Origin of the sequence: Arcticibacter eurypsychrophilus, from assembly GCF_001730525.1 — a bacterium.
In the GTDB taxonomy this organism is placed as follows: Bacteria; Bacteroidota; Bacteroidia; order Sphingobacteriales; family Sphingobacteriaceae; genus Arcticibacter; species Arcticibacter eurypsychrophilus.
In genome coordinates this window covers 33,313-58,248 of the sequence record NZ_MDFN01000003.1, presented here as the reverse complement: position 1 = coordinate 58,248, position 24,936 = coordinate 33,313, and the positions used below count along the sequence as shown (strand labels likewise).

Genomic DNA, 24,936 nt, shown 5'->3' with positions numbered 1-24,936 from the left:
ACTAAATATGATTATGTACCCCAAATTATATGTCAACGATCATCTATTATTTTGTTATTGCAAATGTTTTTCATGTTAATATTATGTATCTTTAATGTAAACAAAATAACAAGCCATGTTCAAGTCTTTACAGGTTTTCTGTTTGATTTTTATGGTACTTACCCTCACTGATAGTTATGCACAGAGTAAGAGTAAACAATTTTGTTTTGAGTTTTACGAAGGAACCTATAACCTTGAAGTTGACCAATCCCTTTTAATTAAAGCTCCCCAAACATTAAGTTCCCAAACTGTAACATCCTTTTACAACAAGCTTAATTCAAGTATTTATAAACCAGTTATCGACTCTCTGCTTGCCTACAAAGAAAAATATCAATTAAATGACTGGTTGTACTACCAGTTGATCAGAAAATCAGTTCAGCAATTCAGTCCTAAGGCTGATAATTACACACGGTACACCCTTTATAAATGGTTTTTTCTAAGTAAATCAGGCTATGATGCCCGACTTGCTCTCTCCCATGATAAGATTATATTTTATGTATATAATGATGAAGATATATCAGATATTCCTTTCTTCATGATTAATAAAAAGAAATACATGTGTCTCAATTATCATGACTACCCTAAGGCCGATCTGCGTCAGGATCCCCCATATCCAATTCCTATTCTAGTAGCGGAAGCCAAAAAAGCATTCTCCTACAAAATAACAAAGCTCCCTGATTTTAAACCCGAAAACTACCGAGAAAAGAATTTGCAGTTTAGTTACAAGCAAAAAATTTATCATTTCAATATAAAGCTGAACTCTGATGTAGAAGCGATATTTAAAAACTACCCAGGAGTAGACTTCGAATCCTATTTTAATATTCCTTTAAGCAATGAGACTTATCAATCGCTCATTCCCTTGCTAAAACAAAACATAAAGGGTATGAGTGAAAAGAAGGGTGTTGATTATCTTATGAGGTTTACACGTTACGCATTTTTATATGAAGATGACGAAGATAACTTTGGTAAGGAAAAGAGAATGTCAGCCGAGGAAACACTGTTCGCAAAATACAGTGATTGTGACGACCGGGCTGCCTTGTTTTTCTATCTTGTTAAAGAGATATATAAGTTGCCCATGATTGCCATGCTCTATCCCACCCACATTACAATGGGTGTACAATTCAGTAAACCTATTGGTAAACCCGTAATGTATAAGGGTAAAATATATTCTGTTTGTGAGGCAACACCTCAAGGCGAAAATCTGCAAATTGGACAAATCTCTTCCAAACTAAAAAACATTCCCTATAAGGTCGTTTATAGTTATCAACCCACTCATCTTTAATTGATTTCGTTTAAATTTTAACGATTGTAATCAGTATAGTTTTAAATTAATCTTATATTAGCTAGACCTCTGAACAATCATTATGAAAAAAACTATCCTTTTTTTATTTATAGCCCTTTCTTTTTCTTCCTGTAAAAAAGACAACGATTCCGATCAGGGAACAAAGGAAGAAATCAATCTAAATGTTAGTTATGGAACAGATAACAGCCAAAAGATGGATGTGTATCTGCCTGCCAACCGAACAGCGACTACCCCTTTGGTGCTCATGCTACATGGAGGAGCATGGATTGATGGCGATAAAGCAGAAATAAAATTCATTCAAGATTCTTTACTAAAACACGGTATTGCCAGTGTAAATATGAACTACCGATTTGCATCCGCAACAAATCATTTTGAAGGAATGATGGAAGATGTTGGTAAAGCTTTCGCCTATGTGAAGCAAAATGCAGATGACTGGACCGTTCGATCCTCAAACAATGTTGTTTTAGGAGTAAGCGCAGGTGCCCATATCGCATTATTATACGCTTATGCCTATAAACAGAGCAACGAGGTAAGTGCGGTCATATCCCTATGCGGTCCAACAATTTTCACTGAAGGCTTCTTAAGTAGCCCAAGTGCAGTAATACTCAAAACCCCAATTGAGGCCATGGTTGGTGCACCTATAACTTCCCCCCTAACTCAACCTTTTACAAATGCTAGTCCTGCTTTGCGTATTACGAGCATCCCAACGTTACTCATACATGGAACGAGTGACATAATTGTACCTTTCGAATCTTCCAATTTCCTATCCAAAGCTTTAGAAAGTAGGAGTATTCCCAATAAACTCGTCCGCATAGAAGGTGCCGGACATGATCTTGGACTTGCAAATCCTGCAGCAGCTACTATGATCCTAAAAGAAGTGTTATCTTGGATCACTATTTACTCAAAATAACAATATGGAAAAGTTAGAGCAGGCATTTAAACTGTTTGATGATTATAATAAGCAAAGTCCTGATCAGCTTACCTGGAAAGGTATTACCTATCCTTCAGAATATTTCTATTCCGTAGAATTATATAACTGGGTTAAAAAACTGTCCCCAGAAGCTTCGGAAGGTTTACTCCTTGCTTCCCGGAGTCAGCATATTGGCAGATGGGAAGTTCCCCGCAATATATATCCCGATGGCCGCATTGGCTATCTCACATGGAGGAGTGATTTAAAAAAGATTCATGCTCAAAAAGCAGCCTCTATTCTTCAAACCGTAGGTTATTCCGATGAAATCATTGCGCGCGTTCAGGTTATCATCCAAAAGCTCCAACTCAAGTTAGATCCCGAGGTACAGATTATAGAAAATGCCCTATGCCTGGTATTTCTTGAATTTCAATTTGATGATCTTGTTGAAAAACTGCCAGAGGAAAAGATGATTACGGTATTAAGAAAGACCTGGAAAAAGATGAGCAAGGAGGGGCATGATGCCGCAATGACCTTGAACTTTAGTCCGGAAGGCCATGCGTTGATCACAAAAGCCTTGCAGGATAACTAAAGAGCCCCGTTTATATCACACTCAGAATAGTATAGGTTTGATTATTTACTGTAATTGTCTCACCACTTTGAAGGCCCAGCAATAGCTTTCCTATTGGCGAAAAGTGAGAAACTGCATACGTAAACTTTTCGCCAATTTGTATCAGACCGGCACTAATACTGATGTAAAAATCGCCGTTAGACGTACGAACATAACTTCCTGGTTTAACTATGGGTGATGTAGAATCAGGACTTAACTTATTCATGCTGATCCTGAGCTTTTTAGCTTCCATAAGTTGCAGCGAATTTCTGGAAATTTCCTGCTGCATCATCTCCCGGGTAGTTTCATACTTGTCACCTGCACTGCTTTTTGTATCATCAACCGAAGCATCATGCGAAGCCGATAAAGCACTCTCTATGCTGGCAATACGCTCGTCGACGTATTCCATGCACTTTGTATATAGTAATTTTTTAAGTTCAATCATAATTTTATAATGTAACCATTTATATCGTAAAATACAAGAATGTTAAAGTTAAATATTTACATAACAATAATCAGTTTATTAGAAGTACTATATTTATAGCAAATTATGTGTTGGCTAGTTATATATGGTATTATATAGGTTAGGGATCATGTTGGTCTTAACTACGTTTCTATTTACTCCTGTTCATGCCCAAAAACCAATAACTATTAGTGGTTTTGTCCAGGATGCATTCAATGGAGAAAGTCTATCCGGTACCCTGATTTCCGTTGATTCCACCCATAAAAATTCAGGTAATTCCTATGGCTTTTATTCTATTTCTATTCCTGCTGGTAAACATCACATCCGATATGCTTACATCGGGTACCAAACCTTCGAATTAAACGCTGCCTTTACAAAAGATACCATAATAAATGCAAAGCTAAACGCATTGGAAAATAGGATCGATGAAGTGGTAATTAACGTTTCGGGCTGGAATAATTCCAACCGGTCTGTTAATGTTACCCCATTATCTATGTCGTCCGTTAAATTATTACCCCCATTGCTAGGCGAAGCTGATTTGATCCGATCATTTCAATTATTACCGGGGGTAAGTACCATAGGCGATGGTGCTTCCGGTTTTAACGTAAGAGGTGGTGGAGTGGATCAGAATCTTGTCCTTTTGGATGAGGCTCCTTTATATTTTACTTCCCATTTATTTAATCTTTTTTCGGTAGCTAATCCGGATGCTGTAATGGACGCCGTATTATATAAAACGGAAATGCCAGCCCGTTTCGGTGGTCGTCTGTCTTCTGTTCTCGATACCCGGCTTAAAGAAGGAAATAATCAAAAATGGAATGTAGCAGGGGGACTTGGTCTTATTGCCAGCAGACTTACAATTGAAGGCCCAATCAAAAAAGATAAAAGTTCCGTACTCATTAGTGGAAGAAGATCTTATACGGATGTGATTACCCGCCAGTCCTCCAATACTGACATAAGCGATAACTCCATTTACTTTTATGATTTGAGTACTAAAATGAATTTCTCTCTTTCTAATCGTGATCGTTTGTTTATTTCCGGTTACTTAGGCAAAGATAAGATTCAGTCCGCAGAAGTATTTATGCTGCAATGGGGAAATGGAACGGGCACTGTCAGATGGAATCATGTTTACACGAACAAATTATTTTCAAATGTGAGCGCCATATACTCCAATTATCAATATAGTTTGGGTTCTATGAGTGAGCCTACTTCAAGTTTCGAATGGAAAGCAGGCATAATTGATTACACCTTAAAAAATACGTATAACTGGTATCCAAACGTTAACAATACGCTTTATTTTGGCGCAGAAGCGGCACTTCATGAGTTCAGTCCCGGAAATGCTCGTCCAACTGGAGAAGCATCCATCTTCAGTGCCATAAATATTGATGGTCAGCGGGCCGCCGAGTATAACCTGTTTTGGGACCATGAAATTAAAGTATCCGATCTTCTTTCTATGGAATACGGCCTCAGGTTTTCAGCGTTTCACAGTATAGCTAAAGATTCTACAACTGTTAGTGATTATGAGGGTGCCACCTCTGAACGAAAGACGGCTTATAATACCCAACAATTCACAGATTGGGAAAGTATGAAATGGTATGCTAATTTACAACCCAGACTCACCCTTAAGCTGCAAATAAACACGAGTTCAGCAGTCAAAGCTTCCTATACGCGAACCGTGCAATATCTTCACCTGATGAGCAACACTATATCCACCAGTCCTTTAGATATGTGGGCACCCAGTTCGTACAACATCGAACCCGAGAAAGCAGATCAGCTTTCTGCTGGATATTTTAGCAATTTATTTGATAGTAAATATGAAGCCTCAGCAGAGATTTATTATAGAAAATTATACAATCAGCTCGACTTTGTAGACGGAGCAGAAACCCTGCTCAATGAAGATCTGGCGGGTGATATCCTCATTGGCAATGGTAGAGCTTATGGGGCTGAATTTTATTTTAAAAAGAAGGAGGGGCGCTTTAATGGTTGGATCAGTTATACGATAAGCAAGACGGAGCGAAAAATTAACGGTATTAATAATAATGCTTACTATCCTTCCAAGTACGATAAAACGCATTCATTAGCACTAGTAGCCATATATCGGCTTAAACCACGGATTTCCATTTCTGCAACATATAGTTTTTCCACAGGAACACCTGCTACACTTCCATCATCAAAATATGAATTTGGTGGATATTCAGTACAATACAATACCGGAAATTACCGCAATAATTACCGCATTCCTGCCTATCATCGTTTAGATCTTTCCGCGACATTTAAAAATAAACCCCGACTTGGTAAGAGAACATCAGGCGAATGGGTCGTGTCCGCATTTAATGCCTTAAATAGGCGCAATGCCTTTTCCATGTACCTCCGCCAAAATGAAAATAGTCCGCTAAATCTCGAAGCAGTTCGCTTTTCCATGATCGGGATGATCATACCTTCTGTCACTTATAACTTTAAATTTTGAAATGAAACTGTTTAAAGCAATCGGTATACTGTTAATTACGGTGAGTCTATATTCTTGCGAAGACGTAGTTGATGTAAATATTGCCAACGCGAATCATGTTTTGGTAGTAGAAGGATCACTTACCAATCTGCGCGAGAATCAATATGTCAAATTATACTATACCATTCCTGTACTGGCCGATGGCGGTTATGAAGTAGTTACCAAGGCCTTAATTACTTTGAAAGATAATCATAACAATGTGGAGATTCTTAAAGAATCGACGCCGGGTTGTTATCAGATAAGCACAATGAAGGGACGGGAAGGGCGAACCTATACATTGGATATTAAGACCACAGATGGTATTTATGAGGCTATTTCAACGATGCCCAGGTTGACCATGACTCCAGATACCATTCAGTTCAAGTACGAAACGAAATCTATAATTTACCCTGATGAAGGGTATTATCCTATAATCAATGGAAAAGAACTAGAGGGAGTTGGAGATTTCTCTCAGTTTAAAATATTTAAAAATAATAAGTTTTTAAATAAAGCAAATGAAATCAATCTATTTAAAGATGAATATGTGGATGGAAAATATATCAGCAACTACGAGCTTGATATAGACAGTGGATTTGTATCAGGAGACCTCATTCGCGTGGAAGCATGGTCTTTAACAGAAGATAATTATATCTTTTGGGATGATATCCAAACCCAATTAAATAATTCTGGAATATTTGCTATTCCGTTGCCTAGCGCACGTTCCAATATAATCAAGATTACTCAGGACTCTAGAGATGTAACCGGTTTCTTTGGTACCTCTATGGTAAAGTCTGTTCAAAAATTGATCCCTTAAGAAATAGTACTGTTCTACTTAATCCACACATATCTGTTGGTCAGACATTTTGGACAGAAGAAGGCCCTTAAGGGAATAAAATACAATACATTTTTAAGAAACCATGGTCGGTGACTCTGAAAATGAAAAGGTGTGCTACACACAGCACATTTATAATTTTGGTATAACATAGACTAGTATTACAAATATACTAAAATAATACTAACAATGAGTTTGAGAAATTGTGTGATGTTTTGTGATCTTATTTTTTATAAATGTTTAGTTATAAGGCGTTTACTTAAAGGATAAAATGTTTCTAAAGAGTAGTTAAAGGTTAATCTAAACCCGGTGCAAGTAAATCAGGATTTATTTCTTCATCATTAGCTTCTGTTATTTTACTTAAATTATATCTTGTTTTCCCATTTTGCTCTATACCTTTGAGCAGACCTTTATTGTATAAACCACTCAAAACGACTTCCATAAAAGTAGTCATTTCGGGAGTAATGCTTCCGGGTTCCAACTCTTCAAGCTTACTTGAAATTTCGTCAATATCACCATCACCTATTTGGGCAAGAGCAAAGACAATTTTGTTTTCCCCAGTATCTTCAGGATGAAAAGAGGAGGGAATATATAAAGGTTTAAACTCATCCCTGAAGGACTGATCTGAAACTGTCATAATTTTAATTTATAACATATAACCATTCAGAAATTAAAATGTTTAACAATTCTAAAACTTAAAAACTTATCTCTTTTTCCCAATAGTGTAAGCGATAGAGCGCACTTCTGTAAGCAAACCAGCGATAATATACTTATGATAAGCCATAGGCTTACCCCGAAGCCTCCATCTGCCATGTGTACTGGTACCAAACATATCGAACGGAAGCATAAGGAAGATTGTTTTTCAATAAGAATTAAAACCTTAATCTGCATATCCTGTTTTCTAATCAATTATGCGAGAATTCAGCTTGGAACAATCTACATCACTGGCATATGATTGGCTTATCAAAGGGAAAGTAACAGGAATCGTTATTGCCGTATATTTTGGTTCTGATTCATTTCAAGCAGATGATCAGGAGGTTCAATATTATGTCTCTACAAATGAGATGACCATTTATTTTCAAACCATCAATTATGGTCATCAAAAACTAAATTATCTGATCGCAGGGATTTACTGGTTTATTTCACAAAAATTTGATAGCACTTTAGTAGTTCAGCGATATTAAAAAAATGATTCATGTATCCAATTTTAAAATAATATTAATTTTTCCTAATCTTTATATTTATGAGAAAGCTTAAAGCGATAATAGCAGGATTTGCAGGCGCAATAGCACTTAATGTACTTCATGAAGCAGTAAAACGGCTTGATTCTAAAGCTCCGCGTGTAGATCTTATCGGAAAAGAAGCATTATCAAAAACTCTGAAAGGTGTTGGTTTGACTCCACCAAGCGGAGCTTCCTTAACAGAGGCTGCACTTGTTGGTGATATTTTCAGTAATACGCTATATTATAGTTTAATAGGTTCTGGTAAAGGAAATAAAAATTGGATAAAGGGAATCATGCTTGGACTGTCTGCAGGTGTAGGAGCACTTTCTTTACCAAAGCAGATGGGCTTAAATGATACCCCAGTAACAAAAAATTTACGTTCAGAAACCCTTACTGTAGCCTATTATACCATTGGAGGAATTGTAGCAGCGGCGGCATTTGCTGCTATGAATAAAGGAGATAAGGGATAGCGCTCCCTTTAAAGTTAGACGCTAAAAAAGAAAGAGGCAGTATCTATGATAGATACAGCCTCTTTCTTTTTATTCAACTCGATCTTGATTTAAAAGACCTCAAGCTTATTCAAAATCTGTACTTGTCTGTTTTCCAGGAGCGTACTGATCTTTAAATTGTTCACCGTATTTCTTAGCCTTGTCGATCCATTCAGGTGCTTTTTCACTTAAATCGTCAACAAAAGATTTTCCATCAGGTCTTTTCTTGGTTGCATATTTGACACCAGCAGCTACTGCAGCGCCGATGACAATAAATCTTAATAATCCCATATTATTTTTCTATAAGTTTCATTAAATGCATCAATATCTATTCCAATTTTAGTAAAAAATAAAAAGGATATTGATTAAACCCTTACTTTAGTATCCTTGTATAAATAGTATTATTAGTATCGCCTAAGGCAGGTGATCAGTCAAAATATAAAAGATGTACAATAAAAGAATAACAGCATGTTAACAATCAGAAGCTATAAGGAATTTGAAAAATATCTGGGTAAAGAAATAGGAACATCATCTTATCATACCATTACGCAGGAACAAATTAATAAGTTTTCTGATGCCACATTGGATCATCAATGGATTCATACGGATCCTAAGCGGGCAGAAATAGAAAGTCCATTTAAAACAACAATAGCCCACGGCTACCTTACCTTGTCATTAATTCCTTACCTATGGAAACAAATAGTTGATATTCAAAACCTAAAGATGGAAATCAATTACGGTATGGACAAATTGAGGTTTGCTCAGGCCGTTATGGTTGGAAGTGAAGTCAGGCTTCAAGTTAAACTTGTAGACATCATCAACTTAAGAGGGGTAACGAAAGTGACTATGAGGGTGGAATTGGAAATTAAAGGACAGAAAAAGTCAGCATTTATAGGTGAAGCTTTATTTTTATATCACTTCATAGACTAATTGTGCATTCCCAAAACAGATTCTTTTATTTATCAAAACCAGCAATAAAAAAGATTGTTTAACAGATATGAAAGGATTCAAATTTGGTGAAAAAGTAAAAACAAATGATGGTCAGGAAGGCATTGTACAGGAAGACCAGGAGTTAAACTCCAATGATGTAAAAGTGATATTGGAAGGTGCTGAATATGCGAACATTTATAAGGAAGAAAACCTCGAAAAGATAGCGGATCATATATAACACTATTCTCAAGCTTTCGGAATGATTGTGGCATTTAATTTATTTTGGATCACGTTTACCAGAACATCGATATCAAACGGTTTTGCAATTACTTTGTCAGCACAGATTTCCTCTAAAACTTCTGCCTTTGAATAAGTTGACATCACAATTACAGGAATATGTTTAGTGGTTTCCGCAGCCTTAATTTGTTTGCACAGTTCAGTACCTTCATCTGTTGGTCTGATGATATCTAATAAGATAGCGTCAGGTTTGTATGAAATAATGTGCTCTGAAATTATTTCTGTTGATTTATACGTTAAGATTTCATACCCCTCTTCTGTAAGAATTACAGTTAGGATGTCTCTGATATCCTTATCATTTTCTACAACTAATATTTTTTTCTTCATTTATTAACCTGGAATTTAAATACAAAAATAATATAATTTTATTAGTTTGTATTTACAAAGATAAACAGCTTGTCCGTATTAAAGCTTAAATTTGAGCTCACGCATTATGAATGATATGCCGCTTGAGCTCCGAACAGTAAATGTAACACGCTATATTACTCCGTTACGCGAAGGCGGTTCGCTGCCCGCCATTGTAGAGGCTGATGATGACTTTATGTATGTTCTTAAGTTTAGAGGGGCAGGGCAGGGTGTCAAAGCACTTATCGCTGAACTTATAGGTTGCGAAATAGCCCGTGTACTGGGTCTTAAAGTACCCGAAGTCGTTTTTGCCAAACTTGATGAAGCCTTTGGTCGAACTGAGCCGGACGAAGAAATTCAGGACCTGCTGAAGTTTAGCAGAGGACTCAATCTTGCCCTTCATTATCTTGCTGGAGCAATTACTTTTGATCCTTTAGTTACCACTGTAGATGCAAAACTTGCCTCGCAGATTGTCTGGCTTGATTGTCTGCTTACTAACGTAGACCGCACAGCACGAAATACCAATATGCTGATGTGGCATAAAGAATTGTGGCTCATCGATCACGGGGCAGCGCTATATTTCCATCATTCCTGGGCCAACTGGAAGGAACAAGCCATCAAACCATTCCTGAAAATTAAAGATCATGTACTGTTACAAAGCGCAGCAGAACTCGAACTAGTAGATCAGGAGTTTAAATCCATTCTCACTGAGGATTGCATAAAATCGATCACAGCCTTAATACCCGATGAGTGGTTGTCTGACGAATCTTCCGAAATAGCTAGTCAGAACCGTCAGGTTTATGATCAGTTTTTACTATCCCGGTTATCAAACTCTGAAATTTTTGTAAAAGAAGCACAACATGCAAGGGAAATACTTATTTGAGTACGCCGTTATTCGCTTGGTACCGCGTGTTGAAAGGGAAGAATTTCTAAATATTGGAGTTATTCTTTTTTGCTCAGCACAAAAATTTCTGGATATGAACTTCATGCTGAATGAAGAGCGCATCCGCTCTTTTTCTTCTGATACAGATCTGATAGAAATTTATAATAATCTGCAGGCATACAAATGTATTTGTGCGGGCAGCAAGGATGGTGGCGCAATAGGACAACTAATCATTGCTGAACGTTTTCGATGGCTTACAGCCACCAGAAGTACTGTGCTACAAAGTTCTAAAGTCCATCCAGGCTTTTGTAGAGACGCTGCTGAAACCTTAGAGCGCCTTTACAACCAATTAGTCATATAAACTAACATTAACGGCTATTCTCCTGTAATCTTAATCACCTCAGCGTATGTTCCTGTAAATGGCCCTGACGATTCAATTTTGAGTGTAGCCATAGCGGCTCCAAACTTACCAGCTTCTATATAACCTGCGTTCTTAGCCTTTTTATATAAATATCCAGCCATATAGGTATCTCCGCATCCGGTTGCATCTATGGTAGCATTTGGTTTATAAGCCGGAACCTCATAAAATTCCTCCTCTGCATAAATAAAAGAACCTTTACTGCCCAGTGTCACGATCACTTCTTTAACGCCCATAGCCACAAGCGCTCTGGCGCCATCCCGAAGATCTTTACACCCCGTTATTGCAAACAACTCCGCATCGTTGACTTTTAAAATATCAATATACTGTAACGCTTCTTTTTTGTGGGCCCAATCCGTAGCAAACACTTCAGTATCTCTAACTTCCCGGAGATAGCCTTGAGCATCTAAAGAAACGGTTCCTTTTTCAGAAAGATACTTGATTAACTCTACCGGAATGTCATCGGCAAGAAGCGGACCAAGGTGAAAGATTTTCGCATCAACATCCAACATCTCTTTTATGCTGAAAGCATCGGCCTTTTGCAGCACCTTTTGTGTCCGTTTATCCTGATTTTCATCATAAATATTCTCAAAATAAACCGTGTGGGCACTTGGCAGAACTTGAACTGTTATTCCTTTAGCTCTTAAATTTTCGACTATAGCATTTTCTTCGGGGCCTAAAGCTGTGACCAGGCAATAGGAAATATCCATATTCGCTATTGCGTTGGAAAAGTAAAAAGAAGTCCCTCCGGGCATATGTACCTCAGACTTGGACGTAACTATCTTGTCTAATGTGATATGTCCCACGCAGCAAATTTCAACCATAATAGATCTGTTTTTTAGCAGGCCGCAAATGTAACTATAAGTTTAAATATGGGGTTATTGCTTCCGTTTTATTGAGTATTTAGTTTGAATGATTATTTATAGGATTCCGATGTATACAAAAGGTAATAATGAACTTAATAAGCCGATAATCAAACTATGTTGAATCTACGATAAGTCCATGTTTTTACAGTAGAACACGGACTTATCATGGACTCAACATAGACTTTTTATAGACTCAAATATATTTTTATAAGTTCAAATTCAGGGGCATTGAATGGAAAAATAAAAGGGGTATTTTACGACATCAGATTATCCGGATTTTTAATTAGCGTGTTCCTAACCATCAGATAAACTATATATTTGCATATCTATGATATTAAATGTCTCTAAAAGCAAACAGAGGGTATTTTTAAGCATCTTCTTTTTCATGTCCGGATTTACCTTTTCATCCTGGGCATCACGCATACCAACAATCAAATATACATTCGATCTTAATGAAGCCGAATTGGGTTCGCTCTTATTTGCCTTACCCATAGGTTCTTTAATAGGCTTGCCAATTTCAGGCTGGTTAGTTTCGCGATTCAATAGTAGGGGACCTTTAGTTGTTGCCTATGCCCTCAATTCACTTATGCTTTTATGTATTGGGTTTACTACCAGTATATTCGCATTGGTAGTTGCTGTGGTGGTTTTTGCTTTTACATTGCGCATCTTTAATATTGCAATCAACACCCAGGCAATAAATCTACAGACCCATTTTACTGATAAAATAGTAGGATCATTTCATGGCTTCTGGAGTACAGGAGGTATTGCAGGGATTCTCTTTTCCACCGCACTTTTAGCGATGAATGTGGAAGTTCATACTCATTTTGCGGTAGTAGCCATTTTGACCTTCATCGTTGCCGTATACTCGTATCAGTTTTTACTTACAGACGACAAAACAGCCAGGGGAAATAAGCTGAAATTAGGAAAACCTGACCCAATAATAGTGATGTTAGGAGTTTTAGCTTTTTTATCATCCATATGCGAAGGAGGGATGTTTGACTGGAGCGGAATCTATTTTCAAAAAGTGTTGAACGTAAAGATCTTTACCTATGGCTATTTGATTTTTATGACCTTTATGGCTTTGTCCCGGTTTCTTTCCGACTTCATCATTCAAAGGATCGGAATGCCCAAGACGTATATTTTAAGTGCAACACTTATTGTTATCGGAATATTATTAGCGGTATTGGCACCTTATTTCTGGACTGCACTAATAGGCTTTTCTATTGTAGGGTTTGGTACAGCAGCCATAATACCTATGTCATTCAGTATGGCGGGTGCTTCGAAAAAATATTCAGCGGGACTGGCAATTTCGGTCATTACCACTTATTCTATTACTGGAATGCTGATAGGTCCACCATTGATTGGTTATCTGGCCCAAACATTTGACCTCCGCGCATCATTTATAACCTTTGCTATCTGTGGGTTAATGATTATTCCGGTTTCTCACTTATTGTTCAAGTATAAAAACAAAATAGCAAATGAATAAGGGCATGTTTTGATTGTGCTTTTATCCATTTGCTATTTTATGTATTCTAAACAGATGCTGTTTTAAGTATTGAACTATTACTTAAGTGATGCCATATCGATCACAAAACGATAATGAACATCGCCGGCAAGGGTACGTTCAAACGCTTCGTTAATTTGATCGATATTGATCATTTCAACGTCTGAAGTAATATTGTGTTCAGCACAATAGTCCAGCATTTCCTGTGTCTCTTTTATACCACCTACTAAAGAACCAACCAGACTGCGGCGACCCCCAATTAATTGAAATGCCTGAACATCAGAAGGTGTGGGAGGTACACCCAATATGATCATTACTCCATTGGTATTCAACAAGGCCAGATAATCATTGTAGTCATGTTGCGCAGACACAGTATCAATGATAAAATCAAAACTGTTCGCTAGTCTTTCCATGGTGCTTTTATCCGTAGTGATCTCAAAATGATGCGCACCTAGTTGCTGGGCATCTTTTTCTTTGCTTTTAGAACGGCTTAATACAGTTACCTCGGCACCCATAGAAGCACCGATTTTAACAGCCATATGTCCAAGTCCGCCTAAACCAACAACCCCAAGTTTATCACCAGCTTTTACATTCCAGTGTTTTAAAGGAGAGTAGGTGGTGATGCCTGCACAAAGTAATGGAGCCACTTTTTCAAGAGGAAGTTTATCGGATACGTTTAAAACGAATTTTTCGGTTACCACGATATGGGTGGAATAACCGCCATAAGTAATTGTCTTACGATCCTGTAAGTACGAGTTATAGGTCTGAGAATGTCCGTTTTCGCAATATTGTTCATTGTCTTCTTTGCAGTTTTTGCAATGGCCACAAGAATCTACAAAACAGCCAACGCCCACTGTATCACCTATTTTAAAGCGACTTACTTCATTACCCACACGGGTTACTTTTCCGACTATTTCATGTCCAGGCACTACAGGATACATCGTTCCACCCCATTCATTTCGTACGGTATGAATATCAGAATGGCATACTCCGCAATATAAAATTTTGATTTCCACATCATTAGCTTCGGGTTCTCTACGATCTAACTGGTAAGGTTCAAGTGGTTTATCGGCACTATAAGCCACATAAGATTTAACTGCTTTCATATATTATGTTTGTTTCAAATTTAACAAAAAGGAAGAGGCCTTGTTCTCTGTTTGAATGTAAAAATATGATTGATACTAAATGGATATTTGTAATAGTGCTTATTGGGGGTTATAGCTGATGCAAAAAAGAATAATGTAGCCTTTAGAAAATATATTCATCAGTTAGAAGAAAATGTACTTCAATTCGATAAAATATGACATCAATTAAATTAGTATAAGAGCTTTAATATCATGGTTTTGTACATGGATATATAATCATTTGGAAATTTTAATAGATTAACTACTTCAATTAAAAGCAAGTATATTATGCAATAATATGCAAATTTGCATAATATTGCATAATGGAAATGCAGCGAATTAAACGAAACGAGATAAAACAAGCTATTTGGGCGACAAAATCAGCTTTTTTGGTTTGTGGTTTGGGAATATCTTGCTGGGCACCAATGGTCCCATTTGCAAAAGAAAGACTTGCACTCAATGATGCTGATTTAGGCTTACTTTTACTACTCTTGGGTTTAGGTGCAATTATCATGATGCCTGTAAGTGGCATCTTATCTGCTAAATTTGGCAGTCGTAAGGTAATACTTGTTGGTGCTTTATTAGTTGCAGCTATGCTACCACCTTTGATGCTTACTACATCCGTTTCCACGATGGCTGTTGTATTATTTTTCTTTGGCTCTGGCATGGGAGTGATTGATGCTGCCATGAACGCACATGGTGTACAGGTGCAAAATGCGTATGGAAAGCCCATCATGTCATCTCTTCATGGCTTGTATAGTGTAGGAGGGTTGTTTGGCGCATTGGGTATTGGTTTCTTAATGAAATGGGGACTTACACCAATGTGGGCAGCTATAGGTGTTTCGACTTTACTTCTTTTGATAATAGGCATCAACTATAAATTTTTATTTAATAAGGCTACGGAGCAAACCATAATTGATGAATTTAATACGGTTAAATCGGAAACCAACAGCAAAGTAAAACTATGGTTTAATGGCCGGGTGCTTTTTATTGGGATGCTGTGTTTTATCGCATTTTTATCAGAAGGCGCTGTGTTGGATTGGAGTGCCGTTTTTTTACAGAACAATAGAGGTGTCAGCAATGAAATGTCAGGTATGGGCTATGCTTCTTTTTCAGTGGCTATGGCTATAATGCGTTTATTTGGTGATCGAATTGTTTCAAGATTTAATGGCCGTCTTGTAGTAATTAGTGGTGGTCTTGTTGCTGCATCAGGCATGGCGGTAGTTGTTTTTACACCCTGGGTGGCAACAGCTTTATTGGGATTTGTTTTATGGGGATTAGGAATGGCTAATGTTGTTCCCGTATTTTTTAGCGAAGGTGGCCGGCTAAAAAATGTTCCTGCTACTATTGCTATTCCTGCTATCACCACAATAGGCTATGCGGGTTTGCTTACAGGCCCGGCTATGTTGGGTTTTATATCAAATGCCTTTACATTGCCTGTTGCATTTGCTTTTTGCGGTGTATTATTAATAATTATGGCTGTCAGTTATGCTTTTAAGAGTAGGGTAGAAAAATGCTAAGGGAAGAAAGATTTAATCGGATATTAAAATCCTTAAATAAAGAAGGAAAAGTGACATACGATCTGATAACGAAGGCGTTAAATGTTTCTGAAGATACTATTAGGAGAGATATTGAGCATCTGCATAAAAGCGGACTTTTAATAAAAGTAAGAGGTGGTGCTATATCTGTATCAAAAAATCCTTTAAACTTTCAGGATCGCGTCAATTACTTGTCTGAAGGAAAAGAAGTGATTGGCATGAAAGCCTTGCAGCTTATAAAAAGTGGACAAACTATTTTTATGGATGGAGGGACCTCTATGTGTGTCTTAGCTTCTCTGCTACCTATAGATATAACTTTACGAATAATCACCAATAACCAAGCTGCAATTCCTATTATATCCAAATATAAGAACGTTGAACTAATTGTTTTAGGTGGGTATTACAATCATGAAACCCAAACGACAACAGGGTGGCAGGCTTGTGAAGAAACCAAGCAATATATTGCCGATTTGTACTTCATGGGGACCTGCGCTATAGATAAAAAATTTGGTATAACAGCTGCGTTTCAGCAAGATGGGGAGGTGAAAAGGTCTATGCTTAATGCTTCAATAAAAAGTATTGTATTATGCAATAGCGAAAAACTGAATTGTACCGAATTCTTTCAGGTATGCGAACTTTCTTCGATAGATACTTTAATAACAGAACTGCCTGGTAATGATAAAAAATTGAATGCTTACCGCAACGCTGAATTAGGAATTATTTAATGATGATCCTGGGCTTTAACAGCGGTAACCAAGATAGTAAAAGATAGTAAAAGATAGTATGAGTGTTAGGAGAACCTTGTAAATACTCATTGACTAGCGGTATTAAACAAAAAAGCCCGCAAACGTCAATTTGCAGGCTTTTTTGTAGGCTTTGATACCTATGCGGAGAGTGGGGGATTCGAACCCGCGGACCCTTTAACAAGTCAACAGTTTTCAAGACTGCCGCAATCGACCACTCTGCCAACTCTCCGCGACAAAAGTACAAATCTTACCCTCATTTCCAAACTAGATTATGTATTTTTATTTGTTTTCATTTATTGAGTTAGTTATGAGCTGGTTATGGTTTTTTTGTGGTTTAAATTCAGGTTCTTTGATCATTAAATCAGAATAATATTGAGCTAGGCTGGATGTAAAAGTTTAATAAGAGCGTTTACTATGTGCTAATTTCTCAATAAGTACAGTTGCGATTGGATTGTGAGTGAATTTTATTTGGATCAAAAGGATCCGCTCTGACTAAATAAATCATTTATGATCAGGCTTAAATGAATACAAAGATTAATGCCTGTTTATGATGTCATATTGCTTTCATGAAATAAATTTTAACATATAAAATAAGTCTTGTTTTCAAGTGATTAGCTGTAATTTGATTTAAAATCCTTACATTTGCTCAAATTTTAAAGTTTTAATGAAGATATTTATTGCAGGCCTTCCTTTCGAAGTAGAGGAGGCAGAATTAAGAGCGGTTTTTGGAGATTTTGGAGTAGTTAAGTCACTTAGAATTATAAAAGACCGTGAAACAGGTAAAAGCAGAGGTTTTGGCTTTGTTGAAATGCCTAACGATGAAGAAGCTAAAGAAGCTATCAAAAACATGAACGGTGGAGATTACAATGGGAGTAAAATCACAGTCAAAGTGGCTGAAGATAAACCCACTGATGGTCAAAGTCGTGGTGGTGGCGGTGGATTCAACCGCGGTGGCGGTGGTGGAGGCGGCGGAAGAGGCGGCTTTAACAGATAACATATCAAAAGGGCTGTTCCAATGGCCCTTTTTTTTATAATCCTAACCTGATTATAATTAGTCTATTCGTACTACACTAATAGTCCTGAATTTATTGTGTAAACTGGACAGCGATTTTCTCTTCTTTATCGCCCCCTATATCCTGAATAATCCTAAGCGTTTATAAGCTATGTACCGAATATTTTTTGTCGAGCTTCAATTAAATTGTAAACTTTCATATTAGAATATTATTAATGTCGTTAATACTGTTTTAATATGATGAAGTCTTATTAAAATTTAATTAAGGCTATGCATGGCAGATTCTTTATAATTGCATTATAGATGAAGGTATTTGTAATTTTAATTGCACTTCTGTTAACTTCCCGATGTTTAAATGCCCAAACGATCAGATATTTTGTAAGAGGTACTTTACAGGATACTTCAGGTACGGGCATATCTGGTGCAACAGTATTACTTACCTCTGATTTTGACTCTGTACTGGTTAAAACAAATGACAAAGGTTTTTACTCTCTAAAGGATATTACTTCTCCGGTTTTCAAACTGACTATTTCTAATCTAGGCTATCAGTCCTTAGTAAAGGACCACATTGGGGAGGAGGGAATGTTTTATGTTGAAATTGAACCATTACAGTTACAGGCACAATCTTATGAACTAAATCAAATTCTGATCACAGGGAAGCAACTGCTGGTTATTAAAAAGGATACTATAGAATATCAATCAAGGAACTATAAGTTAAGAGAAAATGCATACACAGAAGATTTATTAAGACAATTGCCGGGTATTATACTGAATGATGATGGTGACGTAATTGCTCAAGGGAAGCAGATATCAAAAATTACTGTTAATGGCAGGGATTTTTTTGGCGGAGATGTAGAAACTGTGATGAAGAATATTCCGGCTAACTTGATTGAAAAGATCCAAGTTATTAATGATTATGGTGATCAAGGGCAATTTACTGGAAGTGCTACTGGACGTTCCCAAAAGATTATAAACATTAAGACTTGGGCCAACTTGAGAAAAGGCTATTTTGGTAATGTAAATGCGGGAATGGGTAATGAAGGGAGGTATCAGGTGTCTGCATTGGCTAATTACTTCAATAATAACAGGGAAACTGGTGTTTACGGAAATTTGAATAATAATAATTCCAGTTTATCGGGCTCCGGTTATGCTTTAAAAAATGGAGGCGACAATGGCTTGACCAATTTAAATTCGTTTGGGTTTAATCATCGGGAGAAATATAATAAATACCTCAGTTCGTTTGGGAGCTATAATTATTCGGATACGCGCAATGAGCTTTTTTCGGAAACCTTTCGCCAGAATATCTATCCCAACAGTACACTAATTATTAATAATGATACCAGTAGGGTTACCAGCAATGGTTATAACCATGTGTTTCAATGGAATATCGAGTATGATCGCAATAAAGAAGATTACATTCAGATTTCACCATCGATATCTTTTTCAAAGAGAAATTCAATAACGAATTCTAATTTGATACAGAATAAGTTAACGAATTCTTATTTGATTGATAGTTTGAGGCAGCAGACGAATGAGTCGACATCTAATTTAAATCCACTCATCGGCTTAAGGGTGGTGGCTAATCATCGCTTTAAAAAATTGGGTAGAAATGTATATACGGAAGTAAATATAAAAAATGGAGTAAATACGACAGAACAGCGCGTGGATGCAAGATTGAATTTTTATGATAGAAACGGTAATCTTAGTCTGGATTCGCTTTTAAGAACTTTTCTTAAAAATGAAAATGAGAATTTAAATATCAGCGCTAAGGTTTCATACCTGGAGCCTATAACTACGAATACGCGTCTTGAATTTGGTTATGTATATAGCTATTCGGAGTTTTTGAATGACCGGGAGGCTAATCGGGCAGACATGATTAAGCGAATTGATTCTTTGAGTAACAGGTATACGTATTCTTTCAGAACGAACCTGGCAAGTCTGGCTCTTCGGCATAGCGGTTCCAAACATTCCTATTCTATTGGTGTTAGTGTTCAACCCACATTACTATCGGGGGAGTCTATCAGTAACAATATCAGGATCAATAGAATAGGATTAAATATTGTTCCTGAATTAAATTACAGTTACACGCCATCATCAGAGAAATCGTTTGGATTTAATTACGCTGCCAGCAGTAATCCTCCTTCGTATTTGCAGTTGCAACCGGTAACAGATGTAACGAATCCGCAGTATCCAATAACTGGAAATCCGACCTTAAAATCGGAGCTTTGGCACACTGTTGATTTTTCCTATAACAGTTTTAATTTTGATACAGGTAATACGTTATTTACAAGTTTGAGTGCTTCGGTCGTTCAGGATCAGGTGGTTGCTAATACGGTATTGATGTATCATCCGGATAATGTGGTTACTCAGGAAACTTTATTTGATAATATTAATGGTGGTTTTCAACTTGGTGGATTATACAATGCTTCACTTCCTTTGGTAGGTCGGCGTATTATCCTGGATATCAACGGTAATATCAGCTATAATAATAATGTTTCACTTAGTAATTATATTAAAATAACAGGTAAAAACCTGATTACTTCTCAAAACTTCAGGATGCAGATTAATCCTGGAGGGAAGCTTGAACTGAATCCTTCGGTTACTTATACGTTGAATAAAACATCATATTCTTTGGATGAATATGAGAAAAATAAGTTGTCAACCTGGTTTTTAAGTGCATCAGGAAGATGGAATGTAAGTCCTTCTTTTATTTTTGGATCTGCTGTAGATAAGAATTTTTATAATGGTTTTGCAGGATCTGTAAAAACTAATCCTTTGATTTTAAATACTTACCTGGAGTATCAATTTTTAAAAGGGAAAAAGGGTGCTCTTCGTTTTACAGGGTTTGATTTGTTTGACCAAAACACGAATGTTCAACGTTTGATTTTGAATAACTCGATTATGGACAACCGAAGTAATCGGTTAGGTCGTTACTTTATGGTGTTGTTTACGCTAAATGTGAATAAGTTTGAAACATAAAAAAGACCCTGCTGATGGATTAGCAGAGTCTCTCAATTAGGAAATTTAAAAATTATTGTTTCGGTACTAGTACACTATTAATTACGTGTGCTGTACCGTTAGTTCCTTTGATATCGAAAACGGTAACAAGTGCTTTATTTCCGAAAGCGTCTGAAAGTTCAAGATTCTTACTTTCATTTACTTTCAAAGTAAGAACGTCTCCATCGATAGTTTTTAATGTTGTTGATCCTTTTCCTACTGTCAGTGCTTTAATAATGTCGTCTTTGGTATATTGACCAACTACAACGTGGTGTTTAAGGACCTTAGCTAATTTAGCCTGTTGAGTAAGCAAGCTATCTCCGGCTGGAACAGCTATAAAAGCCTGGTCGGAAGGGGCGAAAATAGTAAATGGACCTGCTCCTTTTAGTGTTTGATCAAGACCAGCGGTTTTAATTGCAGTGGTTAAACTTGCGTTATATCCGGAAGTAGAGATGGCTTGAACAACATCACCTGCTGGTGAAGCTGTCCCGGTGGATGTAGTTCCTGTGTTTTGTCCTGTCGCAGTAGAGTCTTGCCCTTGAGTAGGGGTAGTGGCTTGACCTGTACTTGTTGATGTAGTATCCTGAGTTTCAGCAGGAGAAGTTGTTTGTGCGTTTATAGCAGTAAATCCTGTTATTGCTACAACCGCAGCTGTTATAATTAAGTTTTTCATATTTTGGATGTTAAATGTGTAAAGTATAATAAATACTTTGCCAGATTTGTTTTCTTAACATAATTGTTTAGTTTTTAGGAAGATATCAGGTTTTTGAAATAATTATATTTTTTTTGGATCGTCTAATTGTTTTACAATACGTGGTGTAAATCATCAAATTTGGCAAAGAAATACCTTTATATCATTTAAAGCGTTACCATTGTGACATGAAAAAAAGTATCTATTTAGTGATAATTTCTATTATCATTTCCAGTTGCAGCATAAACAAACAGATTGATCAGGCAAAAGCCTTTGAAAAATGTAAATATTCAATTATATCGGCAGATAGTCTATATGTGGCTAATGTGGATGTTTCACAGGCTTTAAAATCAAAGAATTTTGATGTGATAAAATCTCCACGGATTTTATTGGCATTATTAAGAAAAAATGTTCCTTTTGAGGGTAAAGTAAATCTTCAGATTAAAAATCCTTCTTCAGCAGTTGCTGCTATCCGTCAGTTTGAATACAAACTACTTATAAAAGATCAGGAATTGGCGAATGGATTCATAAATCAAACGATTCAGGTTGAACCAGGTGGTGGTGAAACGGTTGTGCCAATTAAAATAAATGCCAATATCTATAACTTTATTTCGAATAGGGAGACTCAGGATGCGATTTTAAATTTCTTGAGTAATGATGGGTCTTCTTCAGAAAAGAAAAGCATCCTGACTATAAAAATTAGGCCAACTTTAGGCGTTGGTAATAAAGAGATAAAATATCCGGGTTATATCACGATCAATAAAGAAATTACAAGGAGTATTTTGTTATAGAAAGATTAAATTGGACTATGGCTTAAAATGGCAAGGTACTGATCGTATTCTTCTAAGATAATATTTACTTTCCAACCTTTTGGCTCTGCAATTTCTTTAAGTGTATGCTGGTCAATATATAACCATTGAAACCAGTTGCCATATTGTCCCTTGTATTTGTACTGGTAAGATATTTCTCCGTAATATTGATTTGCAGGGAAATCTCCGTCTTCGTACAAGTAGGTAATATCGGATGAGTCGAAGATCAGGTAGCCATCTATTGAGAGTAAATGCTGTGCATGGTCAAGAAATGTACTTAGACCGGCTAAATTGGAACATAATCCGATTCCGTTCATTAATAAAAGTAGCGTGTCGAATTTTTGTTCTTCATAAGCGTAAAAGTCTTGATTAATAATTTTGTCGACACCTCTGTCTTTCATAATTGAACATGCTTCTTTTGAGATTTCCAAGGCTGTAACATCTGCAAAAAAGTCTTGAAGTAATAATGCATGTGATCCTACTCCAGCGCCAATATCTAAAATTGTTCCTTTGCAACTTTTTAAGGCCGATAACTCAATGGGGGTCATGTCCTCTTCGTCCCTAAAGAAAACTTCAACTGGCATTTCTTCAGGTTCACCATACGTATTATAAATCCACAAAGGTTCTTCCTCTTTTTCTGATTTAGTGTAAAAATCGCATAGTGCTTTTTCGTATACATCCATTAACTGCAAAGTAAAGAAAATTGATTGTTTATTTACATGATCGTTTGATGTATTGGATGGAATAGTCTGAGGTGTCTCTTAAAACTTGTCTGCCTGTGGAAAGGTCAACACTAAACGGTTTTTGCAATAAGCGGGAATCTTGTAATTTAAATGCGATATCAAGAGAATCCTGCATGCCTTCCTGACTGTAAATCCAAACCCCTTTAATTTCATTACCTGTTTTAACTGCTTTTATGATGCCTTTTCTGCTATCTTTTTCATAGGGGATATGATCGTACTGACCTGTTACTATTGAATTGTTCAGGATGAGATGGATATATGATGTGTCTTGATTTCGATTTCCTTCAACGTGCTGAAAACACATGTTTAAGGTATTTGACGATGATGAATCTTTAGGAATTATTTCAGAATTGCTTGAAGTATTGGAGGTATTTACATTATTGCAAGCTGAAAATAAGAACAGGATACCAGTAAAAAGGGTTAAGTATTTCATTTTTTTGATTTTACTGTTTAAACAAGTGATTGGGGTTTATGTTCTCCTGAGCGTTTATTTAGGCATAATGCCCTTATTATGAAAGTAAATCTACTGTTATTTTCATTTAATCGTATGATTAGTTAATAAAACTCATAAATTTGCCGCTTAATTAACACGAGCTAAACCATGAAATATAATTTTGGCGCTGGACCCAGTATTTTGCCACAGGAAGTATTTAAACAAGCAGCAGAAGCAGTATTAAATTTTAATAATACAGGGCTTTCCATACTTGAAATTTCTCACAGAGCACCTGAATTTGAGGCTGTGGTTGACGAAATTTTACAATTAGTAAAAGATCTTTTAAACATTCCTGAAGGCTATTCAATTTTATTGCTTCAAGGTGGAGCAAGTCTTCAATTTAGTATGGTTCCTATGAATCTTCTTGCTGAAGGACAAACTGCATCTTATCTTGATTCAGGTGTATGGTCAAGTAAGGCTATTAAAGAAGCTAAGCTATTTGGAAATGTAAATGTTGTTGCTTCGTCAAAAGAGGCTAACTATACTTATGTACCCAAAGGTTATGAAGTACCTGCAGATTCTGCTTATTTTCATGTCACATCCAATAATACCATATTTGGAACGGAATTATTTGATTTTCCTAAAACAGGTGTTCCTATAGTTTCTGATATGTCATCTGACATTTTCAGCAGGGTATTAAATATTGCTGATTTCGGTTTAATTTATGCTGGTGCTCAAAAGAATATGGGTCCTGCAGGTCTTACCCTGGTTATCGTGAAAGATGATCTAATAGGTAAATCTGGTCGTAAATTGCCATCTATGCTGGATTATAAAATTCATGCGGACAACAAATCGCTATATAATACTCCTGCAGTTTTCTCTATTTATGCTTCTCTATTAAATTTAAGATGGCTGAAAGCAAAAGGTGGTGTTGCTCAGATAGAAAAGGAAAATATTGCTAAATCTGAAGCATTATATGCTGAAATAGATCGTAATCCTTTATTTAAAGGTCCTTGTAATGTGGAAGATCGTTCACGCATGAACGTTTGTTTTGTGATGGACAATCCGGAATTCGAAAAACCTTTCTTGAAACTTGCTCAGGAACGTGGAATGGTCGGAATTAAAGGACATCGTAGTGTAGGTGGTTTTAGAGCATCTATTTATAACGCGCTTCCTATTACTGCCGTTCATGCACTTATTGAAGTGATGCAGGAATTCGCAGATAATAATGCTTAGATAATATAAATACGATA

Annotated in this window: 28 protein-coding genes and 1 tRNA gene; 18 read left to right on the top strand and 11 right to left on the bottom strand. The window is 36.6% G+C overall.

Annotated elements, in window-relative coordinates; genetic code table 11:
* Positions 1-115: 115 nt before the first annotated feature.
* From BFL47_RS02750 to BFL47_RS02740, 3 genes are all read left to right on the top strand, one after another.
* Positions 116-1,321 (top strand): hypothetical protein, encoded by a 1,206-nt coding sequence (locus tag BFL47_RS02750; protein WP_317042923.1) that lies wholly within the window; start codon positions 116-118, stop codon positions 1,319-1,321.
* A gap of 82 nt (positions 1,322-1,403) precedes the next feature.
* Positions 1,404-2,252, top strand: a complete 849-nt coding sequence (locus BFL47_RS02745) for an alpha/beta hydrolase (protein ID WP_069658269.1) — start codon at positions 1,404-1,406, stop codon at positions 2,250-2,252.
* Positions 2,253-2,256: 4 nt separating this feature from the next.
* A complete protein-coding gene (locus BFL47_RS02740; RefSeq protein ID WP_069658268.1) occupies positions 2,257-2,841 on the top strand; it encodes a DUF4202 domain-containing protein in 585 nt (194 codons plus the stop codon).
* A 10-nt stretch (positions 2,842-2,851) separates the two neighbouring features.
* Here the strand turns inward: BFL47_RS02740 and BFL47_RS02735 are convergent, their stop codons facing one another.
* Complete coding sequence (locus tag BFL47_RS02735) at positions 2,852-3,268, bottom strand: GreA/GreB family elongation factor (protein ID WP_245681283.1); 417 nt, start codon at positions 3,266-3,268, stop codon at positions 2,852-2,854.
* Between the two features lie 160 nt (positions 3,269-3,428).
* Between BFL47_RS02735 and BFL47_RS02730 the strand changes: the two genes are divergently transcribed.
* Positions 3,429-5,786, top strand: a complete 2,358-nt coding sequence (locus BFL47_RS02730; protein WP_083256959.1) for a TonB-dependent receptor — start codon at positions 3,429-3,431, stop codon at positions 5,784-5,786.
* A 1-nt stretch (position 5,787) separates the two neighbouring features.
* Complete coding sequence (locus BFL47_RS02725) at positions 5,788-6,618, top strand: DUF4249 domain-containing protein (RefSeq protein ID WP_069658266.1); 831 nt, start codon at positions 5,788-5,790, stop codon at positions 6,616-6,618.
* A 313-nt stretch (positions 6,619-6,931) separates the two neighbouring features.
* Here the strand turns inward: BFL47_RS02725 and BFL47_RS02720 are convergent, their stop codons facing one another.
* Together BFL47_RS02720 and BFL47_RS19695 are read right to left on the bottom strand one after the other, a co-directional pair.
* Positions 6,932-7,273: a hypothetical protein gene (locus BFL47_RS02720; protein ID WP_069658265.1), complete on the bottom strand. Its 342-nt coding sequence runs from the start codon at positions 7,271-7,273 to the stop codon at positions 6,932-6,934.
* 66 nt (positions 7,274-7,339) lie between these two features.
* Positions 7,340-7,483, bottom strand: coding sequence for a hypothetical protein (locus tag BFL47_RS19695; protein WP_170827253.1), 144 nt, complete (start codon positions 7,481-7,483; stop codon positions 7,340-7,342).
* Positions 7,484-7,547: 64 nt separating this feature from the next.
* Here BFL47_RS19695 and BFL47_RS02715 point away from each other — a divergent pair, with 64 nt between their 5' ends.
* Both BFL47_RS02715 and BFL47_RS02710 read left to right on the top strand, forming a co-directional pair.
* Entirely contained in the window at positions 7,548-7,820 is a 273-nt protein-coding gene (locus BFL47_RS02715) for a hypothetical protein (RefSeq protein WP_069658264.1), read from the top strand.
* A gap of 59 nt (positions 7,821-7,879) precedes the next feature.
* Entirely contained in the window at positions 7,880-8,329 is a 450-nt protein-coding gene (locus BFL47_RS02710; RefSeq protein ID WP_069658263.1) for a hypothetical protein, read from the top strand.
* 105 nt (positions 8,330-8,434) lie between these two features.
* Here BFL47_RS02710 and BFL47_RS02705 read toward each other — a convergent pair whose 3' ends face one another.
* Positions 8,435-8,638, bottom strand: coding sequence for a YtxH domain-containing protein (locus tag BFL47_RS02705; RefSeq protein WP_069658262.1), 204 nt, complete (start codon positions 8,636-8,638; stop codon positions 8,435-8,437).
* A gap of 177 nt (positions 8,639-8,815) precedes the next feature.
* Between BFL47_RS02705 and BFL47_RS02700 the strand changes: the two genes are divergently transcribed.
* Together BFL47_RS02700 and BFL47_RS19690 are read left to right on the top strand one after the other, a co-directional pair.
* Complete coding sequence (locus BFL47_RS02700) at positions 8,816-9,277, top strand: MaoC family dehydratase (protein ID WP_069658261.1); 462 nt, start codon at positions 8,816-8,818, stop codon at positions 9,275-9,277.
* A 67-nt stretch (positions 9,278-9,344) separates the two neighbouring features.
* Positions 9,345-9,515 (top strand): hypothetical protein, encoded by a 171-nt coding sequence (locus BFL47_RS19690; RefSeq protein WP_170827252.1) that lies wholly within the window; start codon positions 9,345-9,347, stop codon positions 9,513-9,515.
* A gap of 8 nt (positions 9,516-9,523) precedes the next feature.
* On the opposite strand, the gene BFL47_RS02695 is transcribed toward BFL47_RS19690, so the two are convergent.
* The gene (locus tag BFL47_RS02695; protein WP_069658260.1) at positions 9,524-9,901 is read right to left on the bottom strand and encodes a response regulator transcription factor; all 378 of its coding nucleotides are present in this window, start codon (positions 9,899-9,901) and stop codon (positions 9,524-9,526) included.
* A gap of 106 nt (positions 9,902-10,007) precedes the next feature.
* Here BFL47_RS02695 and BFL47_RS02690 point away from each other — a divergent pair, with 106 nt between their 5' ends.
* The gene (locus tag BFL47_RS02690; RefSeq protein ID WP_069658259.1) at positions 10,008-10,802 is read left to right on the top strand and encodes a HipA family kinase; all 795 of its coding nucleotides are present in this window, start codon (positions 10,008-10,010) and stop codon (positions 10,800-10,802) included.
* A complete protein-coding gene (locus tag BFL47_RS02685; protein ID WP_069658258.1) occupies positions 10,780-11,163 on the top strand; it encodes a DUF3037 domain-containing protein in 384 nt (127 codons plus the stop codon). Before BFL47_RS02690 ends, BFL47_RS02685 begins: the two co-directional genes overlap by 23 nt.
* Positions 11,164-11,177: 14 nt before the next feature.
* On the opposite strand, the gene BFL47_RS02680 is transcribed toward BFL47_RS02685, so the two are convergent.
* On the bottom strand, positions 11,178-12,044 hold the full coding sequence (locus BFL47_RS02680; RefSeq protein WP_069658257.1) for a PfkB family carbohydrate kinase: 867 nt from the start codon (positions 12,042-12,044) through the stop codon (positions 11,178-11,180).
* 370 nt (positions 12,045-12,414) lie between these two features.
* Between BFL47_RS02680 and BFL47_RS02675 the strand changes: the two genes are divergently transcribed.
* Positions 12,415-13,572: an MFS transporter gene (locus tag BFL47_RS02675; RefSeq protein WP_069658256.1), complete on the top strand. Its 1,158-nt coding sequence runs from the start codon at positions 12,415-12,417 to the stop codon at positions 13,570-13,572.
* A gap of 77 nt (positions 13,573-13,649) precedes the next feature.
* On the opposite strand, the gene BFL47_RS02670 is transcribed toward BFL47_RS02675, so the two are convergent.
* The gene (locus tag BFL47_RS02670; RefSeq protein WP_069658255.1) at positions 13,650-14,696 is read right to left on the bottom strand and encodes an NAD(P)-dependent alcohol dehydrogenase; all 1,047 of its coding nucleotides are present in this window, start codon (positions 14,694-14,696) and stop codon (positions 13,650-13,652) included.
* Positions 14,697-15,037: 341 nt separating this feature from the next.
* On the opposite strand from BFL47_RS02670, the gene BFL47_RS02665 reads away from it, so the two are divergent.
* Together BFL47_RS02665 and BFL47_RS02660 are read left to right on the top strand one after the other, a co-directional pair.
* Positions 15,038-16,234, top strand: coding sequence for an MFS transporter (locus tag BFL47_RS02665; protein WP_069658254.1), 1,197 nt, complete (start codon positions 15,038-15,040; stop codon positions 16,232-16,234).
* Complete coding sequence (locus BFL47_RS02660) at positions 16,228-16,977, top strand: DeoR/GlpR family DNA-binding transcription regulator (protein WP_069658253.1); 750 nt, start codon at positions 16,228-16,230, stop codon at positions 16,975-16,977. Before BFL47_RS02665 ends, BFL47_RS02660 begins: the two co-directional genes overlap by 7 nt.
* Positions 16,978-17,140: 163 nt before the next feature.
* On the opposite strand, the gene BFL47_RS02655 is transcribed toward BFL47_RS02660, so the two are convergent.
* Positions 17,141-17,227: transfer RNA gene (locus BFL47_RS02655), tRNA-Ser, on the bottom strand.
* 435 nt (positions 17,228-17,662) lie between these two features.
* On the opposite strand from BFL47_RS02655, the gene BFL47_RS02650 reads away from it, so the two are divergent.
* A complete protein-coding gene (locus BFL47_RS02650) occupies positions 17,663-17,992 on the top strand; it encodes an RNA recognition motif domain-containing protein (protein WP_069658252.1) in 330 nt (109 codons plus the stop codon).
* Positions 17,993-18,313: 321 nt separating this feature from the next.
* The gene (locus BFL47_RS02645) at positions 18,314-20,989 is read left to right on the top strand and encodes a TonB-dependent receptor (RefSeq protein WP_069658251.1); all 2,676 of its coding nucleotides are present in this window, start codon (positions 18,314-18,316) and stop codon (positions 20,987-20,989) included.
* A gap of 52 nt (positions 20,990-21,041) precedes the next feature.
* On the opposite strand, the gene BFL47_RS02640 is transcribed toward BFL47_RS02645, so the two are convergent.
* Positions 21,042-21,680 (bottom strand): fasciclin domain-containing protein, encoded by a 639-nt coding sequence (locus tag BFL47_RS02640; protein ID WP_083256958.1) that lies wholly within the window; start codon positions 21,678-21,680, stop codon positions 21,042-21,044.
* Positions 21,681-21,886: 206 nt separating this feature from the next.
* Between BFL47_RS02640 and BFL47_RS02635 the strand changes: the two genes are divergently transcribed.
* Positions 21,887-22,489 carry a hypothetical protein gene (locus BFL47_RS02635; RefSeq protein ID WP_069658250.1) on the top strand — a complete coding sequence of 201 codons (603 nt, stop codon included), beginning with the start codon at positions 21,887-21,889 and terminating at the stop codon, positions 22,487-22,489.
* Positions 22,490-22,494: 5 nt separating this feature from the next.
* Here the strand turns inward: BFL47_RS02635 and BFL47_RS02630 are convergent, their stop codons facing one another.
* The gene (locus BFL47_RS02630) at positions 22,495-23,190 is read right to left on the bottom strand and encodes a class I SAM-dependent methyltransferase (RefSeq protein ID WP_069658249.1); all 696 of its coding nucleotides are present in this window, start codon (positions 23,188-23,190) and stop codon (positions 22,495-22,497) included.
* Between the two features lie 28 nt (positions 23,191-23,218).
* Positions 23,219-23,683, bottom strand: a complete 465-nt coding sequence (locus BFL47_RS02625) for a hypothetical protein (RefSeq protein WP_139125741.1) — start codon at positions 23,681-23,683, stop codon at positions 23,219-23,221.
* A gap of 168 nt (positions 23,684-23,851) precedes the next feature.
* On the opposite strand from BFL47_RS02625, the gene serC reads away from it, so the two are divergent.
* On the top strand, positions 23,852-24,919 hold the full coding sequence (gene serC / locus BFL47_RS02615) for a 3-phosphoserine/phosphohydroxythreonine transaminase (RefSeq protein ID WP_069658246.1): 1,068 nt from the start codon (positions 23,852-23,854) through the stop codon (positions 24,917-24,919).
* Positions 24,920-24,936: the final 17 nt, after the last annotated feature.

Excerpts from the sequence above, each read along its gene's own strand:
- BFL47_RS02750 (WP_317042923.1), top strand. The coding sequence starts at position 116 with ATGTTCAAGTCTTTACAGGTTTTCTGTTTGATTTTTATGGTACTTACC.
- BFL47_RS02745 (WP_069658269.1), top strand. The coding sequence starts at position 1,404 with ATGAAAAAAACTATCCTTTTTTTATTTATAGCCCTTTCTTTTTCTTCC.
- BFL47_RS02740 (WP_069658268.1), top strand. The coding sequence starts at position 2,257 with ATGGAAAAGTTAGAGCAGGCATTTAAACTGTTTGATGATTATAATAAG.
- BFL47_RS02735 (WP_245681283.1), bottom strand. The coding sequence starts at position 3,268 with ATGGAATACGTCGACGAGCGTATTGCCAGCATAGAGAGTGCTTTATCG.
- BFL47_RS02730 (WP_083256959.1), top strand. The coding sequence starts at position 3,429 with ATGGTATTATATAGGTTAGGGATCATGTTGGTCTTAACTACGTTTCTA.
- BFL47_RS02725 (WP_069658266.1), top strand. The coding sequence starts at position 5,788 with ATGAAACTGTTTAAAGCAATCGGTATACTGTTAATTACGGTGAGTCTA.
- BFL47_RS02720 (WP_069658265.1), bottom strand. The coding sequence starts at position 7,273 with ATGACAGTTTCAGATCAGTCCTTCAGGGATGAGTTTAAACCTTTATAT.
- BFL47_RS19695 (WP_170827253.1), bottom strand. The coding sequence starts at position 7,483 with ATGCTTCCGTTCGATATGTTTGGTACCAGTACACATGGCAGATGGAGG.
- BFL47_RS02715 (WP_069658264.1), top strand. The coding sequence starts at position 7,548 with ATGCGAGAATTCAGCTTGGAACAATCTACATCACTGGCATATGATTGG.
- BFL47_RS02710 (WP_069658263.1), top strand. The coding sequence starts at position 7,880 with ATGAGAAAGCTTAAAGCGATAATAGCAGGATTTGCAGGCGCAATAGCA.
- BFL47_RS02705 (WP_069658262.1), bottom strand. The coding sequence starts at position 8,638 with ATGGGATTATTAAGATTTATTGTCATCGGCGCTGCAGTAGCTGCTGGT.
- BFL47_RS02700 (WP_069658261.1), top strand. The coding sequence starts at position 8,816 with ATGTTAACAATCAGAAGCTATAAGGAATTTGAAAAATATCTGGGTAAA.
- BFL47_RS19690 (WP_170827252.1), top strand. The coding sequence starts at position 9,345 with ATGAAAGGATTCAAATTTGGTGAAAAAGTAAAAACAAATGATGGTCAG.
- BFL47_RS02695 (WP_069658260.1), bottom strand. The coding sequence starts at position 9,901 with ATGAAGAAAAAAATATTAGTTGTAGAAAATGATAAGGATATCAGAGAC.
- BFL47_RS02690 (WP_069658259.1), top strand. The coding sequence starts at position 10,008 with ATGAATGATATGCCGCTTGAGCTCCGAACAGTAAATGTAACACGCTAT.
- BFL47_RS02685 (WP_069658258.1), top strand. The coding sequence starts at position 10,780 with ATGCAAGGGAAATACTTATTTGAGTACGCCGTTATTCGCTTGGTACCG.
- BFL47_RS02680 (WP_069658257.1), bottom strand. The coding sequence starts at position 12,044 with ATGGTTGAAATTTGCTGCGTGGGACATATCACATTAGACAAGATAGTT.
- BFL47_RS02675 (WP_069658256.1), top strand. The coding sequence starts at position 12,415 with ATGATATTAAATGTCTCTAAAAGCAAACAGAGGGTATTTTTAAGCATC.
- BFL47_RS02670 (WP_069658255.1), bottom strand. The coding sequence starts at position 14,696 with ATGAAAGCAGTTAAATCTTATGTGGCTTATAGTGCCGATAAACCACTT.
- BFL47_RS02665 (WP_069658254.1), top strand. The coding sequence starts at position 15,038 with ATGGAAATGCAGCGAATTAAACGAAACGAGATAAAACAAGCTATTTGG.
- BFL47_RS02660 (WP_069658253.1), top strand. The coding sequence starts at position 16,228 with ATGCTAAGGGAAGAAAGATTTAATCGGATATTAAAATCCTTAAATAAA.
- BFL47_RS02650 (WP_069658252.1), top strand. The coding sequence starts at position 17,663 with ATGAAGATATTTATTGCAGGCCTTCCTTTCGAAGTAGAGGAGGCAGAA.
- BFL47_RS02645 (WP_069658251.1), top strand. The coding sequence starts at position 18,314 with ATGAAGGTATTTGTAATTTTAATTGCACTTCTGTTAACTTCCCGATGT.
- BFL47_RS02640 (WP_083256958.1), bottom strand. The coding sequence starts at position 21,680 with ATGAAAAACTTAATTATAACAGCTGCGGTTGTAGCAATAACAGGATTT.
- BFL47_RS02635 (WP_069658250.1), top strand. The coding sequence starts at position 21,887 with ATGAAAAAAAGTATCTATTTAGTGATAATTTCTATTATCATTTCCAGT.
- BFL47_RS02630 (WP_069658249.1), bottom strand. The coding sequence starts at position 23,190 with ATGGATGTATACGAAAAAGCACTATGCGATTTTTACACTAAATCAGAA.
- BFL47_RS02625 (WP_139125741.1), bottom strand. The coding sequence starts at position 23,683 with ATGAAATACTTAACCCTTTTTACTGGTATCCTGTTCTTATTTTCAGCT.
- serC (WP_069658246.1), top strand. The coding sequence starts at position 23,852 with ATGAAATATAATTTTGGCGCTGGACCCAGTATTTTGCCACAGGAAGTA.